Source organism: Streptomyces sp. ISL-1 (genome assembly GCF_018614585.1).
GTDB classification, from domain to species: Bacteria; Actinomycetota; Actinomycetes; order Streptomycetales; family Streptomycetaceae; genus Streptomyces; species Streptomyces maoxianensis.
In genome coordinates this window covers 1-19,892 of the sequence record NZ_JAGGOI010000027.1, presented here as the reverse complement: position 1 = coordinate 19,892, position 19,892 = coordinate 1, and the positions used below count along the sequence as shown (strand labels likewise).

The window sequence follows — 19,892 nt, the reverse complement described above, 5'->3', positions numbered from 1 at the left end:
TCCGACATGACGACTCACCACCGCGCGCCCTGGGCGCGCTGGAGGAACACCCCCATGCACATGCTCATGAAGAATGCCCGCGCCTTCCGGGACCGGGCCGCCGCCCGCGCCGACGAGTTCGGCCGCCTCGCGGACGGTCAGTCCCCGCAAGCGCTGTTCATCACCTGCTCCGACTCGCGTGTGATCCCCTCGCTGATCACCGGAGCCCGCCCCGGCGAGCTCTTCGAACTCCGCACGGCGGGCAGCATCATCCCCGCGCACGACCCCGACCGGCACTCGAGCGAGGCGGCCACCATCGAATACGCCGTCGAGGTGCTCGGTGTCGCCGACATCGTCGTCTGCGGCCACTCCCACTGCGGTGCCGTCGGCGCGATGGTGCGCCGCGAAGACCTTTCCGCCGTCCCCGCGGTCCGCGGCTGGCTGGAGAGCGCGTCACCCCCGCCCGTCTTCACCGACCCCTCGTCCCCTGCCATCGCGGAGGCCGTCCAGCACCATGTGATGTGCCAGCTCCGGCAGTTGCGCGACTACCCGTGCGTCGCACGCCGGGCCGCGGAAGGACGGCTGAGCCTGCACGGCTGGTTCTACGAGATAGACACCGGCTCCGTGCTCGTCCACCGGCCGCACGACGACGCGTTCCTTCCGCTGTGAGCGCCGCCGACACCCGCGAACGCGGGAACCGCGGACGCCACCGGCGGGCGGCGCCGCAGCGCGCGGAGCGACCCTCCGCCTCCACGCTGCGAGCCGATTTCACCGCTTCCGTCGTCGTATTCCTCGTCGCCCTGCCACTGTGCGTGGGCGTGGCCGTCGCCTCGGGCGTCCCGGCGGAACTCGGCCTGGTCACCGGCATCGTCGGCGGGCTCGTCACCGGACTGCTCCCCGGGAGCAGCCTCCAGGTCAGCGGACCCGCCGCGGGGCTGACCGTCCTCGTCCTCGAAGCCGTCAACGAATTCGGACTCGGGGCCCTGGGCGTCTTCGTCCTCACGGCGGGCTTGCTCCAGCTGGCCATGGGCGCGCTGCGGCTGGGCCGCTGGTTCCGGGCCATCTCCATCGCTGTGGTGGAGGGGATGCTGGCCGGGATCGGCCTCGTGCTGATCGCCGGTCAGCTCTACGCCATGGCCGACGCGAAGGCGCCCGGCTCGGGCCCCGCCAACCTCATGGGCCTGCCCGAGCTCCTCATCCGCACGGCCCGCTCGCCGGAGGCACTGACCGCCTTCGTTCTCGGCGCGGTCACCGTCGTACTGATGGCCCTGTGGAAGCATCTGCCGCCCAAGGTCCGAGTGGTCCCCGCACCGCTCGCCGCCGTGGCACTGACCACTTCCGCGGTGGCGCTGTTCGCACTGCCCGTGAAACGGGTCGAGGTGCAGGGGCTGCTGGGCGCGATCCGGCCACCGTCCGCCGACGACCTCGGCAGGATCACGGATGCCGGATTGGTCGGGGCGATGGGCACGGTCGTCGCCATCACGCTCATCGCTTCGGCGGAGAGCCTGTTCAGCGCAGCGGCAGTCGACCGGCTGCACAGCGGACCCGGCACCGACTACGACAAGGAACTGATGGCGCAGGGCGCGGGCAACGCCTTGAGCGGAGCCCTCGGGGCGCTGCCGATGACCGCGGTCATCGTGCGCAGCGCGGCCAATGTCCAAGCGGGTGCACGCACCAAGGCGTCACGGGTGCTGCACGGCGTATGGCTGCTGCTGTTCGCGGCGCTCGTACCGGCCGCGCTCGGCCTCATCCCGGTCGCCTCGCTCGCCGGCATCCTGGTCTTCTCCGGCTGGAAGCTCATCCCGCTGAAGGAACTCGGGCCGCTGTGGCGCGAGCACCGCGGGGAGGCGCTGATCCTGGTGGCGACCGCGGTCGCCATTGTCGCGACCAACATGTTCGAGGGCGTACTGGCCGGGTTGCTGCTCGCCGTCGCCAAGGCCGCCTGGGAGACCTCGCACGTCCAGGTGCAGGTGGACGAAGGCGCCGACCGCAGCGGCCCCCTGCGTGTGGTCGTCTCGGGCAACGCGACCTTCCTCCGCCTGCCCCGGATCCTGGACAGCCTCGAGGCACTGCCCAAGGACCGGCACATCGAGCTCGACCTGCTCGACCTGCGCCATCTCGACCACGCGTGCAGTACGGCCCTCGCCAACTGGGCCGACCGCCACAACAAGGGGGAAGGAGCCACCCGTGTCCTGATGCCCGCGGTCTGACCCACCCGGGCACGGCCCGGCCCGTACTGCGCCCTGACCGGTGCGCCGTACGGGCCGGGCCGGTCCGTCAGCCGTGACTCGTGTCGATGACACAGAAGCGATTGCCGTCGGGATCCGCGAGTACGACGAAGTCGGCGTCGTCCGGATAAAGGTCCCAGTCGACGCGCCGGGCGCCCAGGGATACCAGCCGCTCTACTTCGGCGGTCTGGTCGGCCGAGTCCCCGGCGTACAGGTCCAGATGAATCCGCGGATGCTCCTTGACCGGCGTCGCGCTGAAGCCCAGCGACAGCTGGACGCCGGCCCCTTCCGCCGGCACCAGCACCACCCAGTCGTTCTCCATCTCCTCGCGCGGGACGTACCCCAGGGCCTCCATCCAGAACGCGGCCGCGCGCGGCACATCCGAGACGCCCAGCACAACGGACCCGATTCTCAGCATGCGCCGATTCTGGCGGACAGCACCGTGCCTGATGCGGCACCACCTGATGCGGCACCGGTCGGCCTCGCAAGGCGTACTGGCCTAGGACTCCGGAGCGTGCACAGCGACCACGTGCCCTTGCGCATCAACGGTCAGGGCGACCCGCTCGACCTTGTTCGTCACTGTGAGAACGACCCACACCACAGCCCACAGAAAGCAGGTGACGAGGCTGAGGATGGCGTGCAACACATGGTTCACCGGCTGACCACGGACCAGCACCGCCTGAGTCTCCGAGCGGGATTCCACGCGCCATCCGCTCGCGATGCGCTGACTCACCGCCCAGTCGAGGATGAGGCGTCGCTGCGCCTCATCGGGCACGCTCCCGTCGGGTCCGAAGTAGCCGGGTGGCGGCTGGAGTGGTTCCCCCCACCCGGCTGTCACCTTGCGGAGCTTCATGAGCTCACCTCCAGATGTGGGGGGTCCTCCGCCTCGCCATGCGATGAGCGAGGGCGTTCCCACCGCGGTCTCGTCGATGCACTCCAGCCCTGCGCGCAGTACGAACTCGGTCACGTCGCTCACGCTGTGGACCAGTCCGAGGATCTCGCCGTCCAACCGCACGCGTGGTCCACCGGACAGGCGAGGTCATGTGTCCAGAGTGCGTCGCGGGACCGGACACAGCACGCCGAGACCGGTATCGGGCCGGCAGTACGGACACGGCGGGACGCCGTCCTCCGCGATTGCGCGGACTTTCCGGCTTCAGGTGACAGAGCGTGGCCGGATTGCCCGGAACGCTGACCAGAGAAATCTACGGTACGTAGAGTGCGCGCACCGGTACGGTCGGTTGTCCGTCCGGGGTGGCGGGTGGTCGTGGTGTTGAACGAGGCTCAACAGAGGAACCCCGAAAGGCGTCCGGATCTGCCTCAGGGCGCGGACGGCGCGGCGGATCTGTACCGAGCCGTGGGCAAGCAGTTGAAGCTGCTCCGGGAGCGGGCCGGCTGGACGCGGAAGGAACTCGGGGACAGGCTGGGGTACGGCGAGGACCTGATCTCGGCCTTGGAGCGCGGGCGCAGGACACCACAGCCGGAGTTGGTGGAGCCGCGGACGAACTGCTGGGCGCGGTCGGCCTGTTGAAGGCAACCAACCACGTCGCGCCACCGCTTTCCCTATTGGCCCGACGCTTGCTCCTGCTCGACTTCGTCCACGGCGTCCGGGCTGAGGCACACCGCCCGATGAGCAGGGCGTACGAGTTCGCCCGGAAGCGGTTCGATTCCGCCGACCCGCACGGCCACAACGTCAACGGGGACGTAGGCGTGATGAGCCCGGATGGGCACAAGCCGCCAGCGATAGCGAGGAGGGACGTCCTTCGCCGGGTGGTCCCTGGTAGCGAGATGGACCCAGCGGTCATAGTTGGTGGGATAGGGCCTGACCTCCACCTGGCAGTGAGGGCAGCGCGGTGGCTCGTACGCAGTCACGTCATCCGGATCGGGTTCGGGCCTGGGCGTGTCCGTGGCGCCCTCCTGGCCGGCAATCTCGGCGGCGTGCGCGTCCCAGCAGAGTTCGCAGAGCACGGCCATGAGACTGATGCGGCCACGCTCCCTCACGGTCGGACCGTCGTCACGACAGCCTTGGCATACGATCCCGTGGTTGCCCCCAGTCGCCCCCATGCGTTCGAGACTGAGCACGGACGTTCAGGGTCGAAAGGGCGCGTTTGGGTCGCATCGGTGCGCGGCCGTCGTAGAGCCTGAGCCGGACGGCTACGAGCTGCGCCCCCGCAACGGCGCCGGGAGGCAGCCGGCCAAACAGCGCTGTTCCCCTTGGCTCTCAGGCAGAACGGGCATGCGAGGGATACGTGCCACGGACCAGCGCGGCTGTGCCCGCATCGGCACGTGACGAAGCGGGCGGTGGCGTCTTGGCGGTGCCCGCCACATCTGCGCGACGCTGCTTCACGCGGACGCAACATCGCTCGGGGCTGACTGCTCTCGCTCCGAAGGTCTTGTCTACTCTTCTACGACTTACCGCATTCGGCACTTACCGCATTCAGCTGGGGGGATTACTCCGTGCACGTTTCACTGCGCCATGGCGCGATCGCAGGACTGGCCATCTCGTCGCTGCTGCTGATCTCCGCCTGCGACGGGGGATCGGACAGCGCCAAGGCATCCGGCAGCAAGACGAAGAACGCGCCGCCCGCGCCGCCCACCTACATCTCCTCCAAGCAGGCGGAGCAGGCTCTCGTCACCGGTGCGGAACTGGCCGAGGGGTGGCAGCGGGAGCCGGACACCATCATCGACAAGAAGGCGGCCGGGGCCGAGGAAGAGTCGTTGAAGGGGGTTCGCAAGGCCTGCGCGCCGCTGGCGGAGATTCTCAACTCCGGGCGCCCGGACGCCGACCACAAGGCCACGGCCCAGGCGGTCTTCTACAAGAAGGGCGAGGAGACCAACCTCGCCCAGGACGTCTCCGGATACCCCCGTGCCCAGGCGGTGGGCCTCATGAGCGGCCTGCGAACGGCCATCAAGGAATGCGGCTCGTTCGACGGCACGATGTCCGGCAAGAAGGCGAAGGTCAAGGTCACCACCCTTGAGGTGCCGAAGTACGGTGACGAGTCGGTCGGCTACGCGATCAGCATCACGAGCGACGACATGGTCATGGACTTCGACATGGCCACCGTGCGCAGCGTCGGTGGCATCACCACGCTCAGGAACAACTACAGCGACACCGGCGACCGCGGCAAGGGTGCCTTCAACGAGGGGTTGGCTCACGCCGCCGAGAAGCTGAAGGCGGCGACAGCCAAGACCGTGTAATGCGGTGACCCCCAGCGGTTCTGCGCGTCTCCCTGTCACCGCAGGTGCCGGCGCCGGGCGACGGGCCACGGGCCGCTTCCTTCATCGAGGGAGCGGCCCGTGCGTTCAAGACCGCGGGGAGGGGGCTACAGCGCCGGAGGCTTACCCGCCCTCCTGACACATCGTCGGAATCAGTCTCTGGAACGCTGCCGGGGAAGTCGCCTTCGGCGCCCGCGACTTGCGAGAGTCTGCTTCGCCGGGGTGCCGCAACGGCCGGGCGTCTTGGTGACGTATGTAACCGGACGAGGCCCGCACAGGCTCGTTGCCGGCCGTCGGGTCGGTCTCCACAGGTCACAGACCTGACCGGACAGTCGGACAGTTGGGACACCCGCAGCGGGCTTCAGCGGACCCGTGTCGACCGCCGCGCGACCCACATCATCGCCAGGGCGATCAGCGCTCCTGTCACGCCCAGGCCGCTGAACAGGACGTGTGCCTCCGGGCTGTCCCATACGGCGCCGGCTGTCTGGACGGCAAGGCATGCCGCTATCAACAAGGACGCGTAGCCCCACAGGCGCGGCCGGAATACCCGGCTGCGCAGCCACGGCAACACCCATCCTGTTCTGATCGCAGCGGTACCCTCGGCCGCCGCGAGCATTGCCACGCCCGCAAGCGGCGCCACCAAATACCAGCTCATCTGCCCCACCCCTGGGCGCATGGCCCCGACGGGGCCGAACGCGGCCGATCATGGCACGGCCGTCACCTGGACGGATTGATGTAGATCGCTTGTGCTCCAACAACATGACTCCTGGCACCACGCATGCGCGTCCTTACACGAGGTCCCAGGGAACTTCCGCCCAGGCGGTGTTGAGAGCGTCGGGCAGCGCACCGCCATCGCCGGGGAAGACTGTCTCGTCGATGCCGGCCAGCGGCTGGCTGGGACAGTGAGAGTTGGTCGCTGCGGCAGCCCGCAGGGTCGGAAGGTCGTCCAATGTCAGACGCCGGCTTGACCACGGCACGCCGATTCTTGTCAGAGCGGTCTGCAGCAGCTGCATGGTGATGCCGGGCAGTACGGCAGCCTCAGGCCACACGACCTGCTGCTCGTCCCAGAAGGCGACGTTCCACACCGAGCCCTCACGTAGGGCTCCGTCCCGGCCTACGAACAGAACGTCGTCGAATCCTGCTTCCCTGGCCTGGAGCCAGTGGTAGGTGAGTCCCATCGTTGCGACGTGCTTGAGGTGTGGCAACTCGCGCTCGTATGTCGTCGTGCGGACTCGCAGGGCCGGCTGCGGCGCATCGGAGACCGGTTCGGAGACCGACACCATGACGTCTGTCAGCGGCGGCGCACCGACCTGGGGGACGACAGTCACTCGGACCGATGCGGCGCGTTGTTCGCCGAGCGCGTGCCGGATGAGCTCCCGGATCCTGTCCCCATCGTCGGTCGCCCCCTCGCCGAAGAGTGCCTGTGACGCTCGATTCAGCCTCTGCAGGTGCAGATCCAGGCCGCGGACCGCCCCTTCACGCACCTGCATCGACGTGAAGTGTCCGTAGTTCCACGTAGCCACCCGGTGCACGTCCGCGACGTCTGCGGGCCGACCGTTGATCTCTATTTTCAGCACCCTTGCCATGCTGCCAGAACCGTGTCCGCGCAAGGTCGGGAGAGCCGGGGGCGGCACCGCCGCCCGGCCGCGACACCGCCGCAGGGACCAGTCCGGCTGCCCGGGCTGTGCCCAGCTCGGACACCTCTGGCTCGATGGGGCCCGCCAGTATCGTATTGTCGAAAGAGTTGTCGGGTAACATCTTTTTAATATTCAAGGAGCGGGCGGGATGGCGAAGCAGGAAAGCGTGAGCGGGCTAGTCGGACTGTTGGAGGCCGACGGGGAGGCGCTGGCCGACGAGTGGGTTGCTCTGGTGGCCGGCGCTCTGGGCGGTCGCATCAGTCGTGCTGAGCTCGTCCGTGAGCTTCGTGAGCTGTATTCGGCGCTCCTTGAGGCCATCCGGTCGGGAGCTGACGACGCGCACGCGGAGGGTATGTCCGAGGTGCGCGCGCTGCTCACCGAGCTGTCGCGCAGCCGTGCGCGACAGGGATTCACTCCGAGCGAGACGGCGGTCAGCGTCCTGGCTCTCAAGCGCGTTCTGGAGCCGGGGCTGCGGGAGGGGGCAGCGGAGAAGACGCAGGCGTACCTGCAGCTGAGCCGGGTGCTGGACGATCTGGCCCTGTTCACCATCGAGACCTACACGCACACGCGCGAGGACATCATCAGCGCTCAGGCGGATCAGCTGATGGAGCTTTCCACGCCGGTCGTCAAGCTGTGGGACGGCGTGATCGCCGTTCCGCTCGTCGGCACCCTGGACTCCGCCCGTACGCAGGTGGTGATGGAGAAGCTCCTTCAGGCGTTGGTGGACACCGGGTCGGAGCAGGCAATCATCGACATCACCGGGGTCGCCGCGGTCGACACCCAGGTCGCCCAGCACCTTCTCAAGACGATCGTGGCCGCCCGTCTCATGGGCGCCGAGTGCACCGTCTCCGGCATCCGGCCGCAGATCGCACAGACCATCGTGGCGCTGGGCATCGAGTTCGGCGATATCGTCACCAAGGCCACGCTGGCAGACGCGTTGCAGCTGGCCCTGATGAAGTCCGGCGTGGAACTGGTTGCTCAGCAGGGCCTCCAGCGATGAGTGAACGCGTGCCGGTTCTGCGGATCGGCGACATCCTCCTCGTATCCATCCAGGTGGATCTGGAGGATCAGACGGTGATGAACCTGCAGGAGGACCTCGCCGAGCAGATCGTTTCCCGGTCCGCGCGCGGTGTCGTCATCGACATCACCGCCGTCGAGATCGTCGACTCGTTCGTCGGCCGGATGCTGGCCACGATTGCCTCGATCTCGCGCCTGCTCGACGCCGAGACCGTTGTCGTGGGGATGCGCCCCGCAGTCGCCATCACCCTGGTCGAACTCGGTCTGTCCCTGGGCGGTGTGCGCACCGCACTCGACCTCGAGAAGGGCCTGGCGCTGCTGCGGCGGTCCGTCAGCCGCACGGACCGGCGATGACCACGCCCCCGCCGTGGGCAGCAGAAGGCGGGCAGCAGACACACGCGATAGCGAAGAACGATGACGTGGTACGGGCACGCCAGCTGGCCCGTACCCTCGCTCAGGAGTCCAAGTTGTCCCTGGTGGACCAGACGAAATTCATCACCGCCGCCAGTGAACTGGCCCGCAACACGATGGTCTACGGCGGCGGCGGTGAGCTGCGGGCGGGGCTGGTGCGAAGGAACGGCCGCCTGGGAGTCGCAGCCGTCTTCGACGACACCGGCCCCGGCATCGCGGACGTCGACCTGGCCATGACCGACGGCTGGACATCCGGCCTCGGCCTCGGCCTCGGTCTCAGCGGCGCCCGTCGTCTCGTCGATGAGTTCCTCCTCGACACGGAACCGGGACGCGGCACCACGGTCACGATCATCAAGTGGGCGCGATGAACGACCTCGCGCTGCTGAGCTGTGACGATATAGCCTGGTTCCGCCATGACCCGGCATTGCCGTCGGCGGCCAGGGGAGCGGCTGCGACCCTCGCGCGCCGTATCGGGCTCGACTCCCACCGTGCATCGGAAGTCGCTCTCGCAGTGACTGAAGCGGCGACGAACCTCCACCAGCACACAACCGACGGCGCGTTGCTGTTGCGCGTCGTGCGCACCGCGTCCGCAGCCGGTGTGGAGCTCCTGACCGTGGACACCGGCCCGGGCATGGCCGATGTGGCCGAGGCCCTCATGGACGGCACCTCCACCGCCGGAACTCTCGGTATCGGACTGGGCGCCGTCGCCCGGCTCGCTGACCGGTTCGACATCCACTCCCTCCCCGGGAAGGGCACCGTCCTCGCGGCCCAGTTCTGGCCCCGCACCCCCGGCAACGCCCGCACACCGACACAGCTTCCTGGGCTCGGGGCAACGGTGGCTTCCGGAGTAACCCGTCCCATCAGTGGCGAGACGAGCTGCGGCGATGCCTGGGCCGTCCGCGTCGATCCCGGCACGCAACAGGCGGCCTGCCCGCCGACGGGCGCGGTGGCTTTACCAGTGGGCAGCCGGAGTCCGACCCGACGGCTCCCGCGCTGCTCGTCATGCTGTGCGACGGACTGGGCCACGGACCCCTGGCGGCGCTGGCCGCAGACGCTGCTGTCAAAGCATTCCGGCAGTCGCGAATGCGCCGACCGGACGACCTTCTGCGTGACATTCACACCGCCCTGCGCGGTACCCGCGGCGGCGCTGTCGCGGTTGCCCGAGTGGAACCGGCGGCGCAGCGCCTGCTCTACTGCGGCATCGGCAACGTCAGCGGCTTCCTCATCGGACCGGACTCCCGCAGCGGCCTGATGTCCGCCCCGGGCATCGTCGGACAGCAGATGCGCAGCCTGCGCACCTTCGAACTCCCGCTCCCGGAAGGCGGAGCGCTGGTCATGCACTCCGACGGCCTGAGCGAACGCTGGGCTCCGCAGGATATGCCGGGTCTGCTCCGGCACACGCCGGCAGTGATTGCGGGGCAGCTGTTGCGAGAAGCAGCCGTCCGCCGCGACGACGCGGGGATCGTGGTCATCAAGGGGGCTTGGTGACCCCCGGCGAAGGGCCGCTGGCCGTCTTCGACCTCTCCTCGGAGCGCGACGTCTTCGCCCTGCGTCGCAGCGGCCGGAATGCCGCCGAAGCGCTCGGACTGGAACGCCAGGACCAAGTCCGCCTCGCGACAGCGCTGAGCGAGGTGGGCCGCGACCGGCTCGGGTGTGACGGACTCACCGCCACCTTCACCCTGCGTGCCGATGCCCCCCGCGCCCTTGTCGTCACTTTCGAGTGGGCGGGTGGAACTGCTCCGACGCCCGAAGCGCTGGCCCTCGCCGCCCGGCTGGTGCACAGTGCCCGATACGAGTCCGGGGAGGGGCGCGGGCGAATCACCGTCGAGCAGCCTTCGCCGGTGCGCGACGCCTCCGCCTCCACTGACCGCGCAGTGCGGGACGCGCTGCGCCGCCACACATCCAGTACCCTCGCCGACGACCTGCGCGCCCAGGCTCGGGATCTGATCGCCATTTTGGACGAGACCCGTGCGCAGAGGGAGGAACTACGCCGGCTCAACGAGGAGCTCGAGGAGACCAACAGGGGCGTCCTCGCGCTCTACACCGAGCTTTCCAAGGAGCTTGAGGAAACCAACAGCGGTGTGCTTGCTCTCCATACGGAACTGGACGAAAAGTCACGGCAGCTGCGCGCAATCAGCGAGGCCAAGACCCGTTTCTGGACCACGATCAGCCACGAACTGCGAACCCCCGTCAACGCGGTGGTGGCCCTGTCCCGGCTGCTCACCGCCCCCGGCTCCTCGCCTCTCGACGACGAACAGCGCCGTCAGATCTCACTCATCACCTTCTCGGGTCACACCCTGCTCGCTCTGGTGAATGACCTCCTCGACGTCGCCAAGGCCGAATCAGGTCAGCTGGCCGTTGTGTGGGCCGAGGTAGATCTTCGTATCGTCGTCGGCCAACTCACCGGCGTGCTGCGCAGTACCTACCCGTCGCAGGATGTGGTGCTGGTGACCCCTGATCCCAAGACGCTGCCGGTCGTGGTCACCGACGAGGTACTCCTGACCCGGATCCTGCGCAATCTCCTGTCCAACGCTCTGAAATTCACCGAGAAGGGCGAGGTGCGCCTGGAGCTCGCCCAGGATGCCGCCGAAGGACGCTCTCGGACGACCTTCACCATCAGCGATACGGGTGTGGGCATTCCCGAGGACGAACTCAGCCGGGTCTTTGAGGAGTTCTACCAGGTTCCGGGACTCCACCAGCGGGGATACCAGGGGAGCGGCCTCGGTCTTCCCTACGCCCGCACCCTCACCGAACTGCTGGGCGGATCCCTCACCCTCACCAGCACCCCCGGCACCGGCACGTATATCCGTGTGATTCTGCCCGACCGGCCGGTCACGGCCGCCGCCCCAGACATGGAAGAACGGGAGGTCGGCTTGTGACCGAGGCCTTTCTGCGCGACAGCGCCCCCGCCGTCGTCCTGGTGATCGACGACGACGAAACATCTCGCTACATCCTCTCCCACTGGCTCAGTCGTGCCGGCCACACCGTGCTCGACGCGAGCACTGGCACCGAAGGGCTGGCACTGCTGGCCTCCTCGCACGCCCCACGGCCGGAAGCAGCCATCATCGACGTAAAGCTGCCGGACATGAGCGGCTTCGAGGTATGCGAACGCATCAAGGGTGACCCGCGGACCATAGGACTGCCCGTCATCCACATCTCCGCCACGGCCATGACGCCCGAGGACCACACAGAGGGACTGCAGCGCGGAGCCGACGCTTATCTCGACCAGCCGGTCGACCCCGACGAACTCCTGGCCACCGTCACTGCCGCCCTGCGCTACGCCCGTGCCCGCCGCCGTGCGGAACACCTCGCCCGGCAACTCGCCACCCTGAACCGCGCCACCCTGGACGTCTACCGGGCCATAGGCTTCCACTCCTTTGCGGCAGCAGCAACGATCGGGGCGGCCGCCCTGCTCTCGGCTCCCGCCACCGCACTCTTCCTGAGCCCCGAGGGCCAGGCCGTCCACAGTGTGACGACGGGCCCCGGGGCCGCTCCCCGCACCCTGCCCGCCCCCGTTGAACTGCTGAGTTCGCTCGCCTCCCATGCGCTGGGCTCCGGAACCGGAGCCGAGGTCACCCGGATCCCGCAGGCCCAGTGGAAAGCGTTGCTGCCACTCGATCACCTTGAGGGCGACATTGTGCTGGCTGCGGCCCGCACCAAACGTGGCAGACCCCCTATCCACCTCGCCGTACCTTCCGGGGCGGTCAGCGGCAGCGACGACCGTGAGCTGCTCCAACAACTGGCCAGCGCCTGCGCCCTCTCCCTGGAGGCATTGCGCAGCTACAACGAGGAGCACAGCCTCAACCTGACCCTGCAGAAGACGTTCCTGCCGGACCGCCTGCCGACCGTTCCCGGAACGGAACTCGCGGTCCGCTACCTCCCCGCCTCCGAACAGGCGGAGATCGGCGGGGACTTCTACGAGGCTCTCGACACCCCCCAGGGCCTGCTATTGGCCATCGGAGATGTCGTCGGCCATTCCCTGTTCGCAGCCACCGTGATGGGAGAGGTCCGGCACGCTCTACGCGCCTACGCCCTCGAAGCCCACGCACCGCACCAGATCCTCCAACGGCTCGAGGTACTGCTGGCGTACTCACGTCCCGGCTTCACCGTCACGGTGTGTCTTGTACTCATCGACCCTGACCGCCGTCACGCCCACGTGGCCAACGCCGGACACATTCCTCCGCTACTGCTCCGCGACGAGGGCCCGGCCGAATACCTCCACGAACACGGCCCACTCCTCGGACTCGGCCTGCCCCACCCACCTGCCACCACCGTCAGCACGGCGCCCGGCAGCCGCATCCTGCTCATCACCGACGGACTGGTGGAGGTACGCAACGAAGACCTCGACCACAGCCTCACCACATTCAGCAGCGCCGCGGCCTCCGGCCCCGGCGAGCTGGAAACCCTGTGCAACGTACTCCTCGAGCGATTCGGCCGGGACAAAGACGACGACATCGCCCTCCTCGCTGCGCGTCTGGACTAGGACCGTGGCGCGACCACCGCCAACTGGCGGTCGTAGCGCACCGCGGTGCACTCCTTCCACTGCAGGGCGCGCGGCGCGGCGTGAAGGCCGCGGCTGGTTGCGCTTGACCACCAGGATGTAGTGGGCGTTCTTCTCCTCGACGAGGAATAGTCAAGACCTGTGGATCTAGTGCCACGTCAGGCAACGTTTGCCCTGTCCGCTACCGGCACCTCGGGGCGATGTCCCCCGTCGATATGTCCGCCGTTCGGGGGCACGGCCAGCGCGGGGCAACGCGACCCCGAGCCGTCGTTCCGTCGCGAGGGAGCGGCCAACGTGCCAGGACAAATCACGTCAAGCCGTAACTCGCGTGGGCCGGTATCGCAGGGCTACCGCCCCCGACCGGAACTCATGGCGGTCCACGAGCTCGAGCTGGATGCGCTCGCGCAGACCTGCGAGCAACGTCGGCCCGTGTCCGGCAAGGACCGGCTGAACAAGGAACTCGTACTCGTCGATCAGTCCCAGATCTGCCAACGTCAGGGGGAGCGTCACGCCACCCACCCACAGGCCCTCGCCTGACTCCTGCTTGAGCCGCTGAACCGCTTGCCCCAAGTCGCCTCGCACCAGGTCGGCATTCCAATCGACCCCGCTCAGCGTGCTCGACACGACGTACTTCTTCGCCCGGTCGATGGTCTCGGCGAACGGGATCTGCCACTCATCCATCCAGTCAGGCCACGTGCCCGTGGCCGGCTTCCGCCACGCCGACTCCATCATCTCGTAGGTCACCCGGCCGAATAGCAGGGCATCGGCTCGCTCCATCTCAGCGGTCCAGTAGCGCATCGACTCCTCGTCCGGGGGGAGCCCTGCCTCGTGATGGCAGCAGCCGTCGAGCGTGACGTTGATCGAGTATCGAAGTGGTCTCATCTCGTTGCTCTCCCTCGATGCGCGCCCCGCGTTCACCGGAGCGTACTCAGACGACTGCCGGCGCCATTTCTCATCGGCACCCCGATCGCACCTACTTTGACGCCGTCGTGATGCGAACCAGACCGCAGACCGAGCGCGCGACCGATTCGGCGCTCGGGGCGTTCAGGTTCGCAACGGGACAGCGCCCATAACGCTCGACTTCGATGCACGGTGCCGCGTCACCTACCGTCGGCTCAGGGTCAACGACGAACGTCGCAAACGTTGCCTGACGCGGCACTAGTCAGTTCGGTGGTTGATCCAGTTGTTCCATCCGTCGGCTTGCCGCGTTGCGGACGCGGCGGGTTCGTCCCTGTTCGGCGAGCAGGCTGAGGGCGTCGGATGAGGTAATGATCTGCGCGGTCGCGGCTGTGCGTTGGAACCAGTCGGATGCGGCGGTAAGCGCCTCGGCGGCCCATGGCTCGTCCAGGGCGATGGTCCTCAGCAGGGTCCACTCGCGCAGGCGGCGGGCGAGGTAGTCCCGCTCCCCGATGACCGCGGCCATCATGTGAGCCCAGACGGTGAACTCGGCGTCGGTCAGCAGCTGGGCTGCCCGGCGGTCCAGGTGGTGAACCACCGCGCCTTGCGCCATCGCCTCATCCTGATCGCGCAGCACTGCGGCCACCAGCTCGGCCTCCTCCGCCTCCGAGACGGCATCGAGGGCCTGCAGGTAGTGCGCGTAACGCTGGTGCTCGGCGGGTTCACGGTCGTGCTGAGGGTGGGTCATGCGGCCCTTCCTTCGGGCCGTTCGACCAGCTGGCCGCGTTCGAAGCGGGCGCCGGCACGGACGAGGGCGACGAGGTGGGGTGCGTTCACGGCTCGCCAGCGGGCCTGGGCGGACTCGATAAGCTTGAAGACCATGGCCAGGGCGGCGGCCCGGCTCCCGGCACCCTTGGTGACCCTCGTTCGAAGTCGCACGGTGGCGAAGGTCGATTCGATAGGATTCGTCGTACGTAGGTGGATCCAATGCTCGGCCGGGTAGTCGAAGAACGCCAGCAGCTCGTCCTCGTCGTCGGTGATCCGCCTGACGACCTTGGGGTACTTCGCGCCGTACTGCTTGGCGAAGGCGGCCACCGCCCGCGCCGCGTGCTCCTTGTCCTCGGCGTTGTAGATCTCCTGGATCGCGCGCTTGGCCGCCGGCTGCGCGGACTTCGGTAGCGCGTCCAGACAGTTGGCGGTTTTGTGAACCCAACACCGCTGGTGGCGGGTCATGGGGAAGACCTCGCTCAAAGCGTTCCAGAAGCCGAGTGCACCGTCGCCGACGGCCAGCACCGGGGCGCGCATGCCGCGGCGGGCGCAGTCGCGGAGCAGACCGGCCCATGCCTCTGACGACTCGCGGTAGCCGTCACTCATCGCGATCAGCTCCTTGGTGCCATCGGCGCGCACGCCCATCAGCACCAGCACGGCGGCCTTCGTCTCCTCTAGGCGGATGCGCAGGTGGACGCCGTCGGCCCAGACGTAGACGTAGTCGGTGGCCGACAGGTCGCGATCCTGGAAGGCGGTGTGATCAGCCTGCCACTGCGCGGTCAGCCGCGTCACTGTCGCTGGGGACAGACCGGCCGAGGAGCCCAGGAACTGCTCGAGCGCGGGCACGAAGTCACCAGAGGACAGGCCATGCAGGTAAAGCAGCGGCAGCACCTCGCTGACCTTCGGGGACTTGCGGCACCACGGCGGCAGGATTGCCGAGGAGAACCGCCGACGCTCGCCATTCGCCTCATCGACGCGCTTGTCGTTGACGCGCGGCGCCTTCACCTCGACCGACCCGGCGGCGGTGGTGACCCTCCGCCGCTGGTGGTAGCCGTTGCGCACCACCAGGCGGCAACCGGACTCGTCGCGCTCCTCGGCCACCTCGGCTATGTAGGCATTGACTTCCGCCTCCAGGGCGGCGGCCAGCATCCGCCTTGCGCCCTCACGGACGATCTCGTCGATCAGGAAGCCGTTCGGGGTGGAGCCATCGGCATTGACTACGCTCAGCACGGGCGTGCCTTCCCGACCGACGTTCGCAGCGTCGGCCAACTCGGTGACCATCAATCGATCACTCGGGAAGGTACGCCTTTCGCGCGCCTCCCGAGCCCCGATCCACAGGTCCTGAGCATTGCTCCTCCTCGTCGACAGGTAGCGGGCCTGTTCGCGGAGGACTTTGAATCAGCGCTGTCCCGTGGGGGGCTTGACCAGCGCCGCGAACGACTCCCGTACCGTCCCGCTGTACATCCAGAACAGACCGTAGCTTTCGGAGGTTTCTTCCCATTCGAGTGCGCTGGGCTCACGCCCCTCTTCACCCTTCAGTGAAATTGTCGCAATTATGTTGCCATATTCATCGAACTTGACGTCGGGCGACTTATGAGCCACCCGCCAAAGAGTGACGTACCGAGGGCGACGGGTCACATTGAGAATCTCGGTGCTGTAACGAAGGCGGGCATGAAATTTAATGTACTCGTCCCCCGCCTGAGCCACCCACTTGGGAGCATCTTCCGCGTGGGAAAGATCGTCATACCACGATGCAGTCGCCGAGTCGACGTAGTCGCTGCTGAGCGTTCCCCGATCCTTCCTCAAGACCACAGCCTGAGCAGATCCATCGATCGAGTCGAATTCGGAGGTTGCGGAGATGCTGACGATCTTATCCTCCCTGAATTCGTCACCCGCCTCCAAAAAGGAACCGCTTTCGTCGACCATGATCGCACCGAAACTAATCAATTCACGCCCCAACACCTTGATATTACGTTCCACATCGCCACCAGCCTGAAGGTCACCCTTCCAATCCTTCATCCCCCTGGCCTTCTCGGTGAAGTCGGCCGAGCGCCCGTAGACCTCATAAAGGCTACCCAGAATATAGAATGGCACCTTTCCGCTGTTCTTGACTGACACGGTCATCGGAAGATAAAGGACCGTGCGCTCGGCGTTGAGCTGCGGTTTTCCAAAGTTGACCACCATGCGCATGGTAATAGGATTGCTGTACGGTATATACACCTGCGAGTAAATCAAGTTCGCGATGGCGATGAGCGCCGTTACTGCTGCACCGATCGCGACTTTCCTGGGATGGGGTGATTGCCTCCATACCTGTCGAGGGTTGACCTTCCACAGTGCCCAGAAAGACCAGAGCAGGACTGTGGGCCAGATCCAAGCGTAATGAGTGTATTCTCCGGCATCGATCTGCATGAATAGCAGCAGAGTATTCACGGCCAGTGCGATCACGACGCCTATGAGAACCGCCGCTCCAGAGTAAACCCAGCGCCGCTTCCCCAAGTAGTCGAAGACAGCAATTGCCGCGATCACCTCCACAGCACCTGCGAAGAGAAACGTGGCGCCCGCCACGCGCCCCCCGTACGTCAGGGCCTCCGAGATGTCGGTTTTCCCTATTCTGCCGAGCACGCCTGCCGTGATGAGGAGACCTGCAGCCATGAGGACGGATATTGCTCGCCGCCTCCAAGGACGGTCCGGCCAGGCCTCGAATCCGCCGCCACGCCAATGGATAAGCTCACTGTCCTTGAGGTCCAGGTCCTTCGGGACTCCGGCACGGCGCAACAGATTGCGTAGGTCTTGCAGAGACCAGGCCCGGCCGACGACCTCACCGCGCACGCGGACGTCCCGCAATCCTCGGCTGTCCGGCGGCTCCACCACGATCAGGGGTTGGCTGTTCACGGCACCAGGCTGATCCGGAACGAGACGCGAACGCATGTGGGGCACCCCGGGTGCGCAGCGGTTCAGCGCTGGAGTGTCCAGGTCAACGCGCAAGTCTCGGACAAGCTGAGCGCTACGCCGTGCGGGTTACTGGCTGCACGGTCCTGGGCGCCGCTCACCCAAGCAGACGTCCCACCCCATTCGGCTCACGCCGCGCCGTGGCACTCCGCGATTCCTTCCACTCGGGTCGCGAGCGTGAAGTCCTTCTCCGTGACCGCGCCCCCGGCGACGTGGGTGTTCACCGACGGAGCGACGGTGTTGTAGCCCAGCGTCAGGTCCGAGTGGTGGTTCAGTTCGTCCTGGATTCGCGCGATGTGCACAACCATCGCGGTCACCGCGAAGTGGCTGGGGAGGCGGTACCCCCGGGCGATGCGTCCTGCTGAGTCGGTACGCCAAGAGCATCGATGGACGGCAGGAGGTCGCCAACCGTCGCATCGAGGGTCTGCTGCGCGAGTACGACTGAGACTCAGCGTCCCCGAGACGCGCTGCCTCCGGATGCGCGCGGCTCGGCTGCTTCCGCCGGCGTGGGGACCGTCCGGGCCCGGCTCCCCGCCACGGTCCCGCGCGGCCCGGCCAATGCCCAGGTCAACGGTGAGTTCTGGCGGACGGGCGCTGTTGCAGAGTGGTGACAGTACGGGGATTGTCCGGCCGATCTTGGCGGGTGAGGATGAGCACATCGCCGCACAGCCGGAACCGAACAGGGCCGGACGGAAGGCGTGTTCACGCACCATCCGGTAAGCCTCTCCGCGCTGCCCGATCAGTTCCACCCCGTACTGCCTCGTTCCTTTTGCTGTCTCGTACCACCTCTCATCTGCTTCACCGTGCCGCGGCACTTCGCCGCGCTGCTCCTGCGTTCGGCCGACACCCGCCCATCCAGCGGAAGCCCGGCCCCTAGTCGATTCCTTGGGGGGAGTCCACCATGTCCGCTCGCTTCGCCTCCGCCGCTGCTCTCACCGTCGTCGCTGCCGTCGGCACCACCCTCGTCCCGCTCTCCGCGTATGCCGCGCCGGTGCCCTCCGGCAAGCCCCTCACGATCGAGCTGGGCACCCCGGCGCCGGCCGGACCGCTGACCCGTGGAGGGGCTACCGAGACGTTCGCGTTCACCGTGAAGAACTCCTCGGACAAGGCGGTCGACTTCCTGCCGTGGATGGTCGCCGACTCGGACGGTGCGAGCCCCGTGGCGTCCTCCCACATCGTCTTCGACGTGGAGCCGGTGAACGCCCCGGCGACGGACGACTACGTCATGCAGCAGGACGGCTCTGCGCAGGGCCTCTTCTACCCGGCCGGAAAGCCCAAGGGCGACCCGTTCTCGGTGCCCGCCAAGGGCGAGCTGAGTTGGAAGGTGTCCGTCGGCCTCGGCAAGAAGTACCCCTCCAACAACGGCAACTTGAAGCTGGACGCGGCCGACCTGCTCAACCATGCCCAGCGCGAGAAGGACGACACCCTCGTCTTCGAGACCAGCCCGAAGGTCGAGTCCGGTCCGGCCAGTCTGCGCCTTCTGTCCGACCCGAAGACGCCCATCAAGCCCGGCACGTACGGCCAGGTCTCCCTGATCCACCAGCTCAAGGGCACGGCTACGTTCGACTCCGACCTGGCGACGACGCTGGAGGTCGAGCAGGGCCCCGACGACACGCAGTTCGTCCCCGAGCTCGTGGTCGAGGAGCTCGCGGCCGACGGCGGCTACATCAAGGCCACCCGGATCGACGGCCAGAACAAGTGGCAGCTGTCGGACATCGGCAAGAGCTTCATCATGCACCGCACCACCCTTCGCGTGAGCGTGGTCGACTTCAAGGGCATCCAGAAGCCGCTCAAGCTGAAGCTGCACGCGTCGAGCTCGCTGACCGAGGGCAACGTAACGCCGTTCCTGGGCGCGGACGGCGCGATCACCATCGCCCCCGAGCGCGACACCACGACGCCGGGCGGAACGCCGTCGGCGACCCCGTCCGCCACGCCGTCGCCCACGGCCTCGGCGTCCGCGTCCCCGGCTCCGTCCGCCTCGGCCACGGACACGGCGACGACCGGCGCGAACACGCCCGGCACCACCACCGGTGCGCTCGCCTCCACGGGCTCCTCCGACACCACCTGGTACGCGGCCCTGGCCGCCGCTCTGATCGGCGCCGGCGGCGTGCTCATCGCGTTGCGTCTGCGCCGCCGCTGAGGCAGTGCGGGCGATGCGTCGATTTCAGCCGTGGGCATGGGGGAGGGGCTGAGCCGGGCAATCAACCGTCGCTGCCACGAGACAGCCAGAGGTTGAAGAACAAGCTGTGAGCGAGCGGCAATACGCTTAGCCTCGGCGTTTCGGTTGCAGTG

The 19,892-nt window shown here is 67.5% G+C and carries 19 protein-coding genes and 3 pseudogenes; 11 read left to right on the top strand and 11 right to left on the bottom strand.

Annotated elements, in window-relative coordinates; translation table 11 throughout:
* Positions 1 to 54 precede the first annotated feature (54 nt).
* Together J7E87_RS19485 and J7E87_RS19480 are read left to right on the top strand one after the other, a co-directional pair.
* Complete coding sequence (locus J7E87_RS19485; protein WP_215095686.1) at positions 55 to 648, top strand: carbonic anhydrase; 594 nt, start codon at positions 55 to 57, stop codon at positions 646 to 648.
* The gene (locus tag J7E87_RS19480; protein WP_374195195.1) at positions 645 to 2,189 is read left to right on the top strand and encodes a SulP family inorganic anion transporter; all 1,545 of its coding nucleotides are present in this window, start codon (positions 645 to 647) and stop codon (positions 2,187 to 2,189) included. The genes J7E87_RS19485 and J7E87_RS19480 overlap by 4 nt, the downstream gene beginning before the upstream one ends.
* 67 nt (positions 2,190 to 2,256) lie before the next feature.
* Here the strand turns inward: J7E87_RS19480 and J7E87_RS19475 are convergent, their stop codons facing one another.
* From J7E87_RS19475 to J7E87_RS36505, 3 genes and pseudogenes are all read right to left on the bottom strand, one after another.
* Positions 2,257 to 2,625 carry a VOC family protein gene (locus J7E87_RS19475; protein WP_215095684.1) on the bottom strand — a complete coding sequence of 123 codons (369 nt, stop codon included), beginning with the start codon at positions 2,623 to 2,625 and terminating at the stop codon, positions 2,257 to 2,259.
* Between the two features lie 81 nt (positions 2,626 to 2,706).
* Entirely contained in the window at positions 2,707 to 3,222 is a 516-nt protein-coding gene (locus J7E87_RS19470) for a hypothetical protein (protein ID WP_251017692.1), read from the bottom strand.
* A gap of 24 nt (positions 3,223 to 3,246) precedes the next feature.
* Positions 3,247 to 3,345 (bottom strand): annotated as a pseudogene (locus tag J7E87_RS36505) (hypothetical protein); the annotation flags it as partial.
* 78 nt (positions 3,346 to 3,423) lie between these two features.
* Here J7E87_RS36505 and J7E87_RS19465 point away from each other — a divergent pair.
* Positions 3,424 to 3,735, top strand: coding sequence for a helix-turn-helix transcriptional regulator (locus tag J7E87_RS19465; protein ID WP_308312975.1), 312 nt, complete (start codon positions 3,424 to 3,426; stop codon positions 3,733 to 3,735).
* A gap of 32 nt (positions 3,736 to 3,767) precedes the next feature.
* Here the strand turns inward: J7E87_RS19465 and J7E87_RS19460 are convergent, their stop codons facing one another.
* Positions 3,768 to 4,205, bottom strand: a complete 438-nt coding sequence (locus J7E87_RS19460; RefSeq protein ID WP_308312974.1) for a DUF6083 domain-containing protein — start codon at positions 4,203 to 4,205, stop codon at positions 3,768 to 3,770.
* 456 nt (positions 4,206 to 4,661) lie between these two features.
* Between J7E87_RS19460 and J7E87_RS19455 the strand changes: the two genes are divergently transcribed.
* Positions 4,662 to 5,402 (top strand): hypothetical protein, encoded by a 741-nt coding sequence (locus J7E87_RS19455; RefSeq protein WP_215095680.1) that lies wholly within the window; start codon positions 4,662 to 4,664, stop codon positions 5,400 to 5,402.
* Between the two features lie 379 nt (positions 5,403 to 5,781).
* On the opposite strand, the gene J7E87_RS19450 is transcribed toward J7E87_RS19455, so the two are convergent.
* Together J7E87_RS19450 and J7E87_RS19445 are read right to left on the bottom strand one after the other, a co-directional pair.
* Positions 5,782 to 6,075 carry a hypothetical protein gene (locus tag J7E87_RS19450; protein ID WP_215095678.1) on the bottom strand — a complete coding sequence of 98 codons (294 nt, stop codon included), beginning with the start codon at positions 6,073 to 6,075 and terminating at the stop codon, positions 5,782 to 5,784.
* Positions 6,076 to 6,208: 133 nt separating this feature from the next.
* A complete protein-coding gene (locus tag J7E87_RS19445) occupies positions 6,209 to 7,006 on the bottom strand; it encodes an aminotransferase class IV (protein ID WP_215095676.1) in 798 nt (265 codons plus the stop codon).
* A gap of 199 nt (positions 7,007 to 7,205) precedes the next feature.
* On the opposite strand from J7E87_RS19445, the gene J7E87_RS19440 reads away from it, so the two are divergent.
* From J7E87_RS19440 to J7E87_RS19415, 6 genes and pseudogenes are all read left to right on the top strand, one after another.
* Entirely contained in the window at positions 7,206 to 8,057 is an 852-nt protein-coding gene (locus J7E87_RS19440) for an STAS domain-containing protein (protein WP_215095674.1), read from the top strand.
* Positions 8,054 to 8,428 (top strand): STAS domain-containing protein, encoded by a 375-nt coding sequence (locus tag J7E87_RS19435; RefSeq protein WP_215095672.1) that lies wholly within the window; start codon positions 8,054 to 8,056, stop codon positions 8,426 to 8,428. Before J7E87_RS19440 ends, J7E87_RS19435 begins: the two co-directional genes overlap by 4 nt.
* Complete coding sequence (locus J7E87_RS19430) at positions 8,425 to 8,853, top strand: anti-sigma regulatory factor (RefSeq protein ID WP_215095670.1); 429 nt, start codon at positions 8,425 to 8,427, stop codon at positions 8,851 to 8,853. The genes J7E87_RS19435 and J7E87_RS19430 overlap by 4 nt, the downstream gene beginning before the upstream one ends.
* Positions 8,850 to 9,973: pseudogene (locus J7E87_RS36500) on the top strand (ATP-binding SpoIIE family protein phosphatase). Before J7E87_RS19430 ends, J7E87_RS36500 begins: the two are co-directional and overlap by 4 nt.
* On the top strand, positions 9,970 to 11,364 hold the full coding sequence (locus J7E87_RS19420; protein WP_308312973.1) for a sensor histidine kinase: 1,395 nt from the start codon (positions 9,970 to 9,972) through the stop codon (positions 11,362 to 11,364). Before J7E87_RS36500 ends, J7E87_RS19420 begins: the two are co-directional and overlap by 4 nt.
* Positions 11,361 to 12,968, top strand: coding sequence for a SpoIIE family protein phosphatase (locus J7E87_RS19415; RefSeq protein WP_215095666.1), 1,608 nt, complete (start codon positions 11,361 to 11,363; stop codon positions 12,966 to 12,968). Before J7E87_RS19420 ends, J7E87_RS19415 begins: the two co-directional genes overlap by 4 nt.
* Before the next feature lie 330 nt (positions 12,969 to 13,298).
* Here the strand turns inward: J7E87_RS19415 and J7E87_RS19410 are convergent, their stop codons facing one another.
* The 5 genes and pseudogenes from J7E87_RS19410 to J7E87_RS35155 form a co-directional block, all read right to left on the bottom strand.
* On the bottom strand, positions 13,299 to 13,868 hold the full coding sequence (locus J7E87_RS19410) for a dihydrofolate reductase family protein (RefSeq protein WP_215095664.1): 570 nt from the start codon (positions 13,866 to 13,868) through the stop codon (positions 13,299 to 13,301).
* A 280-nt stretch (positions 13,869 to 14,148) separates the two neighbouring features.
* Entirely contained in the window at positions 14,149 to 14,631 is a 483-nt protein-coding gene (locus J7E87_RS19405) for a hypothetical protein (RefSeq protein WP_215095662.1), read from the bottom strand.
* On the bottom strand, positions 14,628 to 15,881 hold the full coding sequence (locus J7E87_RS19400; protein ID WP_215095660.1) for an IS256 family transposase: 1,254 nt from the start codon (positions 15,879 to 15,881) through the stop codon (positions 14,628 to 14,630). Before J7E87_RS19400 ends, J7E87_RS19405 begins: the two co-directional genes overlap by 4 nt.
* 168 nt (positions 15,882 to 16,049) lie before the next feature.
* Positions 16,050 to 17,543: a hypothetical protein gene (locus tag J7E87_RS19395; protein WP_215095658.1), complete on the bottom strand. Its 1,494-nt coding sequence runs from the start codon at positions 17,541 to 17,543 to the stop codon at positions 16,050 to 16,052.
* 185 nt (positions 17,544 to 17,728) lie between these two features.
* A pseudogene (locus tag J7E87_RS35155) lies at positions 17,729 to 17,956 on the bottom strand (4a-hydroxytetrahydrobiopterin dehydratase); the annotation flags it as partial.
* 545 nt (positions 17,957 to 18,501) lie between these two features.
* Between J7E87_RS35155 and J7E87_RS19385 the strand changes: the two are divergent.
* On the top strand, positions 18,502 to 19,740 hold the full coding sequence (locus tag J7E87_RS19385; protein ID WP_215095656.1) for an LPXTG cell wall anchor domain-containing protein: 1,239 nt from the start codon (positions 18,502 to 18,504) through the stop codon (positions 19,738 to 19,740).
* Positions 19,741 to 19,892 lie beyond the last annotated feature (152 nt).

Coding starts and splice junctions, on each gene's coding strand:
- J7E87_RS19475 (WP_215095684.1), bottom strand. CDS start 2,625: ATGCTGAGAATCGGGTCCGTTGTGCTGGGCGTCTCGGATGTGCCGCGC.
- J7E87_RS19440 (WP_215095674.1), top strand. CDS start 7,206: ATGGCGAAGCAGGAAAGCGTGAGCGGGCTAGTCGGACTGTTGGAGGCC.
- J7E87_RS19410 (WP_215095664.1), bottom strand. CDS start 13,868: ATGAGACCACTTCGATACTCGATCAACGTCACGCTCGACGGCTGCTGC.
- J7E87_RS19485 (WP_215095686.1), top strand. CDS start 55: ATGCACATGCTCATGAAGAATGCCCGCGCCTTCCGGGACCGGGCCGCC.
- J7E87_RS19435 (WP_215095672.1), top strand. CDS start 8,054: ATGAGTGAACGCGTGCCGGTTCTGCGGATCGGCGACATCCTCCTCGTA.
- J7E87_RS19405 (WP_215095662.1), bottom strand. CDS start 14,631: ATGACCCACCCTCAGCACGACCGTGAACCCGCCGAGCACCAGCGTTAC.
- J7E87_RS19445 (WP_215095676.1), bottom strand. CDS start 7,006: ATGGCAAGGGTGCTGAAAATAGAGATCAACGGTCGGCCCGCAGACGTC.
- J7E87_RS19430 (WP_215095670.1), top strand. CDS start 8,425: ATGACCACGCCCCCGCCGTGGGCAGCAGAAGGCGGGCAGCAGACACAC.
- J7E87_RS19450 (WP_215095678.1), bottom strand. CDS start 6,075: ATGAGCTGGTATTTGGTGGCGCCGCTTGCGGGCGTGGCAATGCTCGCG.
- J7E87_RS19385 (WP_215095656.1), top strand. CDS start 18,502: ATGTCCGCTCGCTTCGCCTCCGCCGCTGCTCTCACCGTCGTCGCTGCC.